The organism is Leptospira limi (assembly GCF_026151395.1).
Taxonomy (GTDB): domain Bacteria; phylum Spirochaetota; class Leptospiria; order Leptospirales; family Leptospiraceae; genus Leptospira_A; species Leptospira_A limi.
In genome coordinates, this window is the sequence record NZ_JAMQPV010000001.1 from 1,611,672 (window position 1) to 1,623,581 (window position 11,910).

12 protein-coding genes are annotated in these 11,910 nt (G+C 37.8%); 5 read left to right on the forward strand and 7 right to left on the reverse strand.

Annotated features, from left to right (window positions below):
- Nucleotides 1–68: 68 nt before the first annotated feature.
- Entirely contained in the window at nucleotides 69–338 is a 270-nt protein-coding gene (locus ND812_RS07470; protein WP_135639214.1) for a Sec-independent protein translocase subunit TatA/TatB, read from the reverse strand.
- Nucleotides 339–361: 23 nt separating this feature from the next.
- On the opposite strand from ND812_RS07470, the gene ND812_RS07475 reads away from it, so the two are divergent.
- Nucleotides 362–2,263 carry a hybrid sensor histidine kinase/response regulator gene (locus ND812_RS07475; protein ID WP_265374932.1) on the forward strand — a complete coding sequence of 634 codons (1,902 nt, stop codon included), beginning with the start codon at nucleotides 362–364 and terminating at the stop codon, nucleotides 2,261–2,263.
- Here ND812_RS07475 and ND812_RS07480 read toward each other — a convergent pair.
- Nucleotides 2,243–3,262 carry an alpha/beta hydrolase gene (locus ND812_RS07480; protein WP_265374933.1) on the reverse strand — a complete coding sequence of 340 codons (1,020 nt, stop codon included), beginning with the start codon at nucleotides 3,260–3,262 and terminating at the stop codon, nucleotides 2,243–2,245. The genes ND812_RS07475 and ND812_RS07480 overlap by 21 nt on opposite strands.
- Between ND812_RS07480 and ND812_RS07485 the strand changes: the two genes are divergently transcribed.
- Nucleotides 3,222–3,707 carry a copper chaperone PCu(A)C gene (locus ND812_RS07485; RefSeq protein ID WP_265374934.1) on the forward strand — a complete coding sequence of 162 codons (486 nt, stop codon included), beginning with the start codon at nucleotides 3,222–3,224 and terminating at the stop codon, nucleotides 3,705–3,707. The two genes, ND812_RS07480 and ND812_RS07485, sit on opposite strands and share 41 nt — an antisense overlap.
- Nucleotides 3,704–4,279 (forward strand): SCO family protein, encoded by a 576-nt coding sequence (locus tag ND812_RS07490; RefSeq protein ID WP_265374935.1) that lies wholly within the window; start codon nucleotides 3,704–3,706, stop codon nucleotides 4,277–4,279. Before ND812_RS07485 ends, ND812_RS07490 begins: the two co-directional genes overlap by 4 nt.
- Here the strand turns inward: ND812_RS07490 and ND812_RS07495 are convergent.
- Nucleotides 4,250–6,196: a M3 family metallopeptidase gene (locus tag ND812_RS07495; protein WP_265374936.1), complete on the reverse strand. Its 1,947-nt coding sequence runs from the start codon at nucleotides 6,194–6,196 to the stop codon at nucleotides 4,250–4,252. The two genes, ND812_RS07490 and ND812_RS07495, sit on opposite strands and share 30 nt — an antisense overlap.
- A 67-nt stretch (nucleotides 6,197–6,263) precedes the next feature.
- Between ND812_RS07495 and ND812_RS07500 the strand changes: the two genes are divergently transcribed.
- Complete coding sequence (locus ND812_RS07500; protein ID WP_322113684.1) at nucleotides 6,264–6,668, forward strand: thiol-disulfide oxidoreductase DCC family protein; 405 nt, start codon at nucleotides 6,264–6,266, stop codon at nucleotides 6,666–6,668.
- Here ND812_RS07500 and ND812_RS07505 read toward each other — a convergent pair.
- Nucleotides 6,665–8,128 (reverse strand): ArnT family glycosyltransferase, encoded by a 1,464-nt coding sequence (locus ND812_RS07505; protein WP_265374938.1) that lies wholly within the window; start codon nucleotides 8,126–8,128, stop codon nucleotides 6,665–6,667. The genes ND812_RS07500 and ND812_RS07505 overlap by 4 nt on opposite strands.
- Nucleotides 8,129–8,246: 118 nt before the next feature.
- Here ND812_RS07505 and ND812_RS07510 point away from each other — a divergent pair, with 118 nt between their 5' ends.
- A complete protein-coding gene (locus ND812_RS07510; RefSeq protein WP_265374939.1) occupies nucleotides 8,247–9,392 on the forward strand; it encodes a phosphoesterase in 1,146 nt (381 codons plus the stop codon).
- Nucleotides 9,393–9,538: 146 nt separating this feature from the next.
- On the opposite strand, the gene ND812_RS07515 is transcribed toward ND812_RS07510, so the two are convergent.
- From ND812_RS07515 to ND812_RS07525, 3 genes are read right to left on the reverse strand one after another with little or no spacing between them, the layout of a single operon-like run.
- Nucleotides 9,539–10,744, reverse strand: coding sequence for an LIC_12337 family protein (locus ND812_RS07515; RefSeq protein ID WP_265374940.1), 1,206 nt, complete (start codon nucleotides 10,742–10,744; stop codon nucleotides 9,539–9,541).
- Nucleotides 10,745–10,747: 3 nt separating this feature from the next.
- Nucleotides 10,748–10,951, reverse strand: a complete 204-nt coding sequence (locus ND812_RS07520) for a hypothetical protein (RefSeq protein ID WP_265374941.1) — start codon at nucleotides 10,949–10,951, stop codon at nucleotides 10,748–10,750.
- A 41-nt stretch (nucleotides 10,952–10,992) separates the two neighbouring features.
- Nucleotides 10,993–11,910, reverse strand: coding sequence for a DUF4384 domain-containing protein (locus ND812_RS07525; RefSeq protein ID WP_265374942.1), 918 nt, complete (start codon nucleotides 11,908–11,910; stop codon nucleotides 10,993–10,995).

The following is an 11,910-nucleotide window of genomic DNA, read 5'->3' on the forward strand; positions in this document are numbered from 1 at the left end:
TTTTTCCCTGGTTTCCGAATCTTCCGGCAGTGGCAGTGCGGTTCTTTTTTTGTCAGCCAATGGTGGGATTAAGCTTTTTTCTTTTTAGTGGATTTTGTGTTGGACTGTGACGTCTGTTTTGGTTCTTCCACAGGAAAACTCGTTTGGGTAGGTTCTTCGTCTTGGCCAGTGAGTGACTTTCTAAATTCTTTGATCCCAGAACCCAAGTCTTTGGCAAGGCTTGGCAATCGTTTTCCACCAAAAAAAAGTAAGGCTAAAAAAACGATGAGTGCAATCTCCCATGGTCCTAAATTAAAAAAAGCAATAGGTGCTTGAAAAGAAAACGGATTGGATGGCATATTTCCCTCTTAAGGCAAGAGTTATGCAAACGAATCTGGAAGCAAGCGGAATGATAGAATTCTTTAAGGTCTTGCCAAACCTATTTTCTGGGGGTGTGTATCTCACTGATCCCAAATCCGGCCAAATTTTATTTTCCAATGATTTTTTTAAGGACAATTTAGGATGCCAAAAACCCGGCAAAGATTGTTTGGAATCTGATTTACTTGCTTGGGTATTTAAGGATGACAAAGAAGCATTTTTAGAACAGATCTTATCTCCAAACAAACGAAATGATCGCGAACAAATCGTAGGAGATTACCGGTTCCAGATGCCGAATGAAACGCTTGTTCGCTGGTTTCAGTTTGAAAAAAGAAAAGTGAACATTCCTGGAATGGATTCAGTTCTAGATCTTGTGTTTGTGCGAGACGTCACAAATGAAAAAACAAATGAAATCAATATCGTAGAACAAATCCAATTTTTCCTAGGCCTCTTTGAAAACGCATCGGTGGGCATGGCATTACAAGACTGGGAGGGTGGTTATTTCCGAATTAATCCAAGATTTACTGAAATCACAGGATATAGTTTTCAAAACCTAACGGATCTTAATATTCGAAGGATCAAAGGGGAATCCATTTCAGACGAAGAAATGGAATACTTTAGTTTTTTCAAAGAAGGTGCAGAAGAATCTAGGCTCACTCGAAAGGATGGCCGACGAATCAATGTTTACCGACGAATTAGTGCCTTCCGAAATTCACAAGGAAAACCAGATTTTTATTATGTGTTTTTGGATGATGTTACTGAAAAAAAACAATTAGAATCGTATCAGTTACACTCCCAAAAAATGGAAACCATTGGAAGTCTTGCTACCAATATTGCACATGACCTCAATAATTACTTACAGCCAATCCATGTCTTTTCCCAACTCGGAAAAGAACAAATTACATTAGGGAAATTTGATCAAAGTCAAATTTTAGATTATTTAGAAAAGATTCGAATGGGTGCCGATAACGCTCGTTCTATGATCCATCGAATCATTCATTATTCTAAAACAAAAAACGAACATTCTGTTTCCAAAATTGATATATCATCAGTTGTAGAGTCAACCATTCCATTACTTGTTGCTGGATTACCTAAAAACGTAGAGGCACAATTCGATTTTTATAAAGCACCATTAATTACCAAAGTTGATGTTGTTCAGTTTTCTAAAATTCTATGTGAATTAACTTCTGGTGGTATTTTTGTTTGGGATGACAGGAAACGTGGACTCGTGCAAATCCAAACACAACCCATGGATGAAGTAAGGTTACTGATCTCCTTGGAATTTACAGGATTGTCCTTACCCAGTTTATCGGAATTAACCACTTTGGATTTGGTAAATTTTCGTGATGAGGATTTCCAATGGACGGGAATCCATTTAATCAATCGTTATGTGAAGAATTGGGGAGGTGAGTTTTATTTAGACAAACCGGATCCCATGACTTTAAAAGTATTTATTTACTTACCATTGGAAGAGTCTATTCCACTCCACAATCCATACAAAATGAATTCTGAACCAAAACCTAAAGATGTTTGGTCTGAAATCTCGAAGAAAAAAATTTGGATCGTGGAAGATGACGAAGCTGCCAGTGAAGCCATTTCCTTTGTTTTATCTCAAAAACAAATCAATCCCAAAGTATTTTCAACTTCTTCGTCTGCGATTCAATATTTGAATGAGGAGATTCCCGATTTTATTTTATCAGATTACCGTTTACGAGAAATGAGTGGCTTAGTAATGATTCGTAAAATCAAACAAGTATCACCTGATGTTTCTGCAGTTTTGTATACTGGAAATATGGATGGATTGGACGCGGAAGAACTTTCCAAAGAAGGGATATTGGTTCGGTCTAAACCAATATCCGTTGATGAATTATACGAATCGATTTTGTTATCGTTTGGATTTCTTTGATTTTTTGAATTCTTCGGCCCCAGTTGTATCTTTGATGAATTGGATCATTTCCTTTTCGATCAGTGTTTTGTCGGATTTTACATACTTGGAGAGAAGTACATGAGCCCCATCCTCAATTTTTAATAATCGGTTTTTAGGATTGGCATTTGGCCCTTTTTGGATTTTGTCGAATACATCTAACATTGCTTTTATGGAAGCAACAAAATCATGTTCCCTTTCGGATTTATAATAATACATTAAAAGAGTAGGTGTGCTCACTTTAGGATAAGGATTTTCTTTATCCATAAATCGTTTTAGATCCAGAATGTTTTGAATTGCACCATAATATTGGTCCAAATACCAATACTTAGCGGATTCATCTTTTGGATCAGTTTTTGAAATTCGAATTTCTCCTTTGATGGCATCGATGAAAGATTTTCCCCAATAAAATCGAAAGATGTGAGCAGTGGGATCATCAAAATCGTAAAAAGGAGACGCAAGGATCATACTATCTACTAAGTCTGGGTGTTTTGCAGCCAAATAGGTTGCAATGTTTCCGCCCATACTTGTCCCAATAACGACTGTTTTGTGGCCTAATTCTTTTGAATAAATCAAACTATCTTCTGCGTCTTGTAAGTATTTTTGGAATGGAGTATGGAGGTGGTCTTCGATATTGGTGCCATGGCCAGGCAGACGTACATAATAAGTATTGGCACCAAAGTATTCACTGAGTTTGTTTGTGACTTCTTCTCCTTCACCACGGCTTGCTCCAAATCCATGAAGGTATAAAATTGCGATTGGTGTAGGTTCTTCTGAAACTCGGATTAAATATTCTTCATTATTTGGTTTGGTATTTTCTTTTTTACTGATCTCGAGTTCGTTTTGGTAAAAGCTTTCGAAATTTTCGAATTTTCGAGTGGAATCATAATTGTATTCACCAGTAGACCAGTTGTAAGTGGATACTAGAAAGGAAGAAAGAATGAGAGTGATTGCGGTCACCCATTTGATTATTAATCTCATCGAGGTTCTCTTGTTACGAAAGGTAAATACTACAAATTTAGGAATTCTGTTTCTAATTCAAGTCAATTTGTTCATTTTCTGTCACAAAACGAATGGAGAACATACTTTCTGGACTCCCATAGTACCTGATGTAGCAAAAACAACGGCTGTTTATGGAACCATCCAAAATCCAACTGATTCTAATGTTTCCATCCTTTCTGTTTCGAGTAACCAATACAAAACTGTAGAATTCCATACGATGAATATGGACAAAGAAGGGATCATGAGGATGAGAAAACTAGACTATCCAATCGTATTGAAACCAAAGGAATCTATTGAACTTAAACGAAACGGCACACACCTTATGTTATATGAGAAAGAAAAATCAAGTGGTGAACTTTTGATTCAAATTCATTTTTCAAATGGGTTGGTTCAAAAACACCTTGTGGAGAAAAAATCGTTATGAAGAAAATTTTAACATTTAGTTTTGCAATATTCCTTTTTACTCATATTCTTCAATGTGGGTCGGCAATTGAGCTCACAGAACTTCCCATAGGTGGGAATATTGAAGCTATGGATAAATCGGGAACAAATGTGAATTTTAAAAATTTTAGAGAGCCTGTTTTACTCGTTTTTTTTGGTTATACATATTGTCCTGATTTTTGTCCGAATACACTAGCAAAAATCAAATCTGCGACAGAACATTTCTCTGAACGGGAAACGAAAAATTTCCGTGTTGTATTTGTTTCAATTGATCCAGAAAGAGATTCTACAGAAACCGCAACGAAGTATGTTCAATTTTATATTCCCAATGCAATTGGTTATAGTTTTGATCCGAGTACTACCAATCGTTTGTTAAAACAATATGCAGCTTATGTGGAAAAAACAAAAGATGGATTGGCTTTTGATCATTCGACGTATCTTTATGTTTTAGATTCCCAACGGAAAACTCGAAAACTCATCAAGTCAACCGATGGGAAAGAGGTAATTTCCAAAACGATTTTGGCTTTAAGCAGCAATTCCGTTCAATCGAAGTAACGCTTGGATGTCTGGATCTTTTCCATAAAAATCACGGAAAAGATTCATGGCATTTGCTGAACCACCTTTTTCCAAAACAGTTTTTCTGAAATGGGAAGCATGTTCCAAATCAAACACACCTTTATCTACAAATGAATAAAATGCATTCGCTGACAGTAGTTCCGCCCATTTATAGGAATAATAACCAGCAGCATAACCGCCAGCAAAGATATGAGTGAACGAGTTTTGGAATTTATTATAGGAAGGAGGGATTACAACAGCAATTTCCTTTCTAACTTGGTTTAATATTTCTTGTACTCGTGCTTCAGTTGGTTTTTCTTTATGAACCAACATATCAAATTTTGCAAATTCGATTTGTCTCACAACTCCCATGGCAGACATAAAGTTCTTTGCTTTCACCATCGTCTCGATATAAGAATTGGGAATCGGTTCTTTTGTTTGGTAATGTTTCGCAAACAGTTGTAATACCTTTGGCTCATAGACAAAGTTTTCGAGAAATTGAGATGGAAACTCGACTGCATCCCATTCTACACCATTCACTCCACTCACAAATGCTTCATTCACTTTGGAGAGTAAATGATGGAGTGCATGGCCTAATTCATGGAATAATGTCACAACATCACTTGGTCTGAGTAAACTTGGTTGAGTGGTTGTGGCTTTTGGAAAGCTAGCGACGACAAAGGCAATGGGTAGTTCTGTTTTGCCAGATTCGTCTTGGAAATGAGGTTTCCAATTGTGCATCCATGCCCCACCTTTTTTATCACTTCGCACTTCCAAGTCTAAATATAACCTGGAACGAGTTTCCCCTTCCACAATTAAGTCATAACAAAGGACAGATGGTTCCCAAACATTCGTTTTCACTTCTTGGAACCTAACTCCAAGTAGTTGTTCTAAAAATTGGAATGTTCCTTGGATGACGGTTTCTTTTTCCAAAAATGGTCTATAAATTTCTTCGTCATACGAAAAGGATTCTTTTTTCAATTTTTCTGAATAGTATGTGAGATCCCAAGGTTCAATTTGGGATTCTCCCATTTTTTTGGCGAAAGTTTTGATCTCAGTGTATTCTTTTTCTGCAATTGGTTTCGCTTTTTCTGCTAAGTGATCGAGAAAGGAAATCACTTCTTCTGGAGTGTTCGCAACTTTTGTAGCCAAACTCAAATGTGCATATGTTTCATACCCAAGTAGTTTTGCTTCTTTGTCTCTTAGATTTAAAATCGTTTCGATGAGTGAACCGTTTTCTGGCGCCCTTGTGCAATATGCATCATAAAGTTCTTTTCTGATCTTTCTGTTTTCCCCATAGGTCATATAAGCAATGTAAGATGGAAAATGCAGTGTGAATTTATAAGTTCCGTCTTCTTGTTTGGCTGAAACTTTGTCACTTTCTGGAATTCCTTTTACATCCTCTTCTTTTAAATACAAAGCAAAGGCATTCGTTGCGTTTAAGACATTTTGAGAAAATTGATTGGTTAGATCTGATAACTGGATACGAATATTTTTCAGTTCTTCCTTTGTCGTTGGATTGAGTCGAACTCCTGACAATTGGAAATCTCGAATTTCATTTTCTAAAACTTTTGTCTGTTCTTCGTTCAGAGATTTGTCAGTGGAGTGGATATTGAGTAGGGCCGCATAGATTTCTTCATTTTGTCCTAAGTCAGTATAATATTCACTTAGTTTCGGCAACAATCGACTGTAGATTGTTTGGCTTTCTTCGTTATTTTTAACGGAGTTGATATGAGAGACTTCAGTAACCAAATCTCCAAGTTCTGTTTGTATCCTTTGGTATGGTTTCAGAAAATTTTGAAAAGTGAGAGGACTTTTTTTAAGAAGAGATTGGATGAATTCTTTGTTCGACTCCATTTTCTTTAAAATGGTCGATTCTTTTTGTAATAAATTGTCGGAATGAAATTCTGGAAACATCGGCACCTCTTGGGAATTAGACTCGATTTCGAATGCTTATCACCCAGTTTGGAGTTAAGGGGAATGTCTGCCAGTGGAAAAAAGGAAAATTGTTTTCTTTGATGGAGTGTGCCATCTTTGTATGGGTTCGGTTCAATTTTTATTGAAACACAACAATAGAGAATCCCTTTCTTTTTCCGCGATTGGGTCCAAAACATTTTTAGAACTCATTCCCGAATCTGCTAGAATTTCTCTCCCCGATAGCATTCTGTATTGGAAAGAAGGCACACTCTACTTAGAATCAGATGCCATTCTTGGGATCACAAACGAATTGAATTTCCCTTGGAGATTGGGAGTTTTGTTTTGGGTCGTGCCAAGAACACTTCGCAATTTGTTTTATCGGTTTATCGCCAAACACCGGTACCAGTGGTTTGGTAAAGCAGAAACTTGTATGGTACCAACACCCGAATTGAAACAAAGATTTTTAGACTAATGCTCTTTTTTCATCAATACTAGTTTTAGCGTTTTGTTTCGATCATACGCATAAAGGGAGATGGGTTGTCCCATTTGTTTCATTTTGAATCCCATGGAATCAAAGAGAATTCGATCTGATTCGGTCATAAGAATGGTTCCACTTACCTTCATGAATTCGTTCCAATCAATTTCCTTTATAGGTCTATGGAAATAAAAGGCAAAACTGGGAATTCCAAGTCCACCATACGAATATAAGGTTTCATTTGTTTGAATTCTCTCTTTGATGGTTTCTGCTAAAACTATAGTTTCCGTTCTCATTCCATTGAATTTTGGTAACACAAAGAATCCAATCAAGAGCATCATAACGATCGAAGTTGTTAAGTACAACCTGTATAAGTAAATTTGATTGTGTTTTTTCGATAATTGTTCGGCAAGTAAGATGGAAAGGATGGGGTAAGCAGCCAAAGGATAGGAGGGGAGTTTACTCGAAAGAAACTCATAGAAGATCCAAGAGAACACGAGACCAATCATTAAATAAGAGCGAGGAGAGAGTGGTAAAAGGATCCCATTGCGAAAGGAAGAAAAAATAGAATCCTTGATTTCCTTTGCATGCAAATGAGACACAAATCGCCAAAACATTTCTTTTAAAAAAGAAAGATAAACCCTTGTCCAAGGGAAAAGTGTAATGACAAATAACACCAAATAGGTGCCAGGTGGTCCAGATTGTCCAAAGACTGGATTTGTGGCTCTACGTAAGATGTACCAATCGACCATCCATCGTATGAGAACCCCTCCATCTTTTTGCCAAGAATAGTATCCCCAAAGAAAAATGGGAACTAGGGCTAAAGGTAATCCGATCCAAGGATGGAGTTTCCAAATGATTGGTCTTGTTTTTGCAAAAAAGAGTAAAAGAAAACAAGTCCCTCCTAAAAATATAAGGATAGGTGGTCCTTTGATGAGAACACCGATACTTACAGAACACCAAAATAGAAAAGCGTAAATCCATTTTGCTGACCTAATAAAATGATGAAGGTTTACAAATCCCAACATTCCAAAAAAAACCAATAAGGAATCTACAAGTGCGATTTTTCCATTGAGTGGAAAATAGAGAGAAAAACTCAAAATACTAAATGCATACAAAGCTGTCCTGCTATTAAACATAACATATGCTAAGTGGTAAGTTAATGCTGCTGTGCCAAGAATACAAATTGTGGGAAATAACCTTAGAACAAATTCATTGGTTCCAAATGTTTGGAATAAAAAGGATGTGATCCAAAAATGAAGAGGTGGTTTTCTATGAGGTTCGGAATAGGGGAAATCCATATTGAGATAATCTCCCGTTTCCGCCATGGTCCTTGCAAAACCCGCATAGGCTGCTTCATCTTGGTCAATCAGAGGGGAAGAATTCCCCCAAAACAAGTAGACGGAGAGAACTAAAAATAAGAGGAAAAAGGTTCGTTTTGGAGTGAAAAATTGCACATTCCTAGAAGGAAAACCCTCTCACCCATGTCAAAACCAAATTTCTGAAACAACCTTTGTATCCATTTTGTAACAAAACTGGAATCAAATTGGAAAATAGATTTCATACACTTTTCCTATGTTACTGCACATCCCAGGTCCTGTCCTTGAGATCGAAGCGAAAGTCACAAGGCCTTCCCTCTGGAAGTACCGTTACCCTTTGTTTGCCTTGGCAATGTTAGGGATTCTCTTCTTCTACCAACTTGCAGTGGTTCTACTCCTTCGAAAATCTTCCCAACATTCCGATGCACCATTTTCTGGATCTAAGATCATAAACCCATACACCCATTGGAATGGAAATACAGGTGAAAAAATTTCCCTACATACACATTCTGAAGAAGTTTGGTTCACTCCCGAGAGACATACAATTCAAGAAATCAAAGCGGAATATGCGAAGGAAGGTTTTTCCAATATCGCAGTCACTGATTATGGACAGGTTTCAAATACAGAAGACCCATCCTATATCCGAGGATTGGAATGGGGTCAGAATGTGAAAAAACGTCATATACTCGCGATTGGAATTCAAAAAGCATTTTATGATTATTTCCCTATCTATGCATCCAGAGAAAACTTAAATTGGGTTATGGATCGTATGAAAAAGTTAGGTGGGTATGTAATCCTACCGCATCCCAAACTATTTGATTCGTATTCCAAGGAAGAGATGTCTGCTCTAGATGGATTCCAAGCGGTAGAAGTATACTCTCCGTTTGGCGATGATGCGAAAATATTAGATACACTTCTCAGTTCTGGTAAAAATGTTCACTGTATGGCAAGTGATGACTTGCATTATTTCCCAGAAACGATTGTACAAAAATTTGACCAACCATTTTGGAAAAACTGGATCCAAACCTTAGGTGGACAACGAGGAAGGAAAGGGGAAAGTTTTTTACGTTACATTGTCACAAATGCCGGTGCCAAAGACCAAACCTCTGTTGTAGAGGCATTACAATCAGGTTCTTTTTATTGTGTGAAAAAATTCTTCCAAGGTGCGAGTGATCCAATGGTCCCTCAAATCCAAATGAATGACAAAATCCAAATCCAGGTGACTTCGAAGGAACGGTATTTGGAAATTCGTTTCATTGGACAAAAGGGAGAAATCTTACAAGTGAGTCCCGATACGAGTTCTGCTACCTACCAAATGTTGGAATCGGATCCTTATGTCCGTGTGGAACTCATTGCACTCACAGGTTCAATCCTTTCGAATGCAATGTTTAGAACGAATTAAAACTGATACAATCTAGGATTCCTCTACCTTCCACGATTTTTTTCAAATGAGATAAATCGTATGATTGTTATCGGAACCCTTCCCTAAGGATTGGAATCTACGAATCGAAAGATTCCAATCAATGGTTCCAGAGTTTCTTTTTTTCCTTATTTGAATGTAAGATTTTGAGCAGACCCATCAAAAGCATCTAGATATGTTTTTGATGTTTCTTCATATTGTTTCACTACACCCAAGGTTGTCTGGCCAGAAATACTCGCACCAGCGGCTACATACGTTCTATTAAATGCTTCATCAACAGACATAAAATCGGAACCACCAACGGTTGGACTCGGATAATCTGCAGGAACTTGGTTTGCATTCAATTGGTCGGTTACATACCCATTGATATTAAAAATACCATAGGAAAGTTTTGCTCCTGGAAATGAGGAAGCAGATAGGTTACAAATTGTTTCATAACGTGTCGCATTGGTTGTGAAACTCGCTTTAGCAGTTGTTTGGAAAGGGGAATCAAATTTTTGCATATACGCTAATACATAATAAATTTGATCATTCCCTCCACATGCTGTTTTTAATTGGTCGAGAGCAGTTGCATTTGATGGATTGATCTCTTTTAATTTGGTAAAACTCAAACGCACAACAGAACGAAAACAAAGTTGCCTGCCTGAATCCACCTCTGTTAATACCACTCTCCCGTGTTTGCTAATCCAAGAGGAGTTTTCTGGACCATTCCGCCACGTATATGTTTGGAATTTGGTTCCATAAATAGAATCATTTCCCGTATAACTTTCGGTGATCACATCACCTACATTGGCAAACTGAGGATTTCCAAAATCAACTAACCGGTAGTAAATGAGAGCTCCATCATTGCCCAAGGTTGTGTTTGGGTCATCAAAGAAGAGTTGTAAAGAAGGAGTGGACGCTCCCGTTTTTTTGATTTCTAGAAAATGGTTAAAGGTTTTATTCCCTGCATATGCAGTAGAGGCAACGTTAGCTGTTGGAGTGTTGATTTTGATTGTAAGAGTAGCAGATCCAAAACCACTCAAGTTGACATTACTGAGAACATCCGTACGGGAGGCACTTGGGTTATTAAAATAACCAGCATTCTTTAATGCCAAAATTAAGTTATCAATGATTCCAGAATTCCCTCTTGCCCAGGTGGCAGATTGTCTCACAAAACCCCAGTTATCTGCACTTGTGGCTGACCAAAGTTTTTCAGAACCAAATCCAAGATGAATAGAAGTCCCTAATAATTCAGAGAGCAGGGTTTTTTCCGATTTGCGAGTTTGGTAATGGTAGTCTGAAACCTGGAAACTGATTCCTAAAAAGAGTAGGAGGAAGATAAACTTTTTCATCACTTAATCCGCAATGCCTTTGGGAATACAAATGGTGAAACCAGACTTTGGTCCGGAACAACCTGCCGCTTGGTTATAAGCCCAAAGGGATAACAAGAGTGCACTGATGGCATCTTTGTCTTTGTTGTCCTCTTTTTGAAAGAGTGAACAAGAGACGAGAGAACTAAAGAGTAAGATGGTGACGAGTGGTTTTCGAAAGTTTCTCATACCTTATATAACAAAAGGTATGAGGGTAATTTGCAAGAATTTTAGCGAGATAAGATTTGGTATTCCCACTCATTCACCAAACTTTGTTCGATCGGTGATGTGATGGTTGGTGGTGGTGTGAGGGAACGAGCTAATGTTTTTGTGCCAGTGACAGCTGGTGGTAATAACCGGTAGAAGGAATCTTCTTTTTTGCCACGGAGTTGGTATTCTTTCCATTCCTCTCGTGTGACAAACGCTCTAATCCTATCTTTCGAAGGAGTTGGTGCCGCTTTGAATGAAATACGTTTGTCAGGGATTGTGATCCTTTCTCCCTTTTTCACAAAGTTATCACTTTGGATGGGATTGGGAAAGAGTAACACAGGTTCCCCTTTTTGGTTTTCAGGAACTAGAACAACATACACATAATTGTCTTCGGCAGTTTCGATTTCAAAACGAATTGGTTCCCCTGCAACATAACTAGATTTGAGTGAGTTGATTTTGACTTGGGAAGTTGTACTTGATCCAGTGTGGGAGAGAGCAAGGTAGATGTTTTTTTTGTCTAGGTAACTTAGAAAGTCTGCCACTAATGTTTTGGATAAAGATTCAGGGAGGGCATTTCGGTATTCCAAAGTTTCGTGTAAAACATCCACAAAGGAAACCAATGCTTGTCCATCTTCCTGAGAAACGAGAATCAATTTTTCAACATGGGCCAAGGATTGTAAATTGGCCTTTGTTTCGGTTGTCGCTTCTCCCCGTTTGTCAAATTCCCAGGTTTTTGTTTCACTTGATGGAAAGGTAACCATGATTTGCCCACGCCCAGTGGATTGGATTTGTTCTTTGATAAAATCTCGTAAAGCCCGACTTTCTTCTGTGGAAGGGTAGGCCTCTATTGCAATTTTGTAAACCGGAGTTGTGGCAATCCGATCCGCTGAGAATACAGATAAAACGGCTATTGAGAAAATTACCAAAAATCGTTTCAT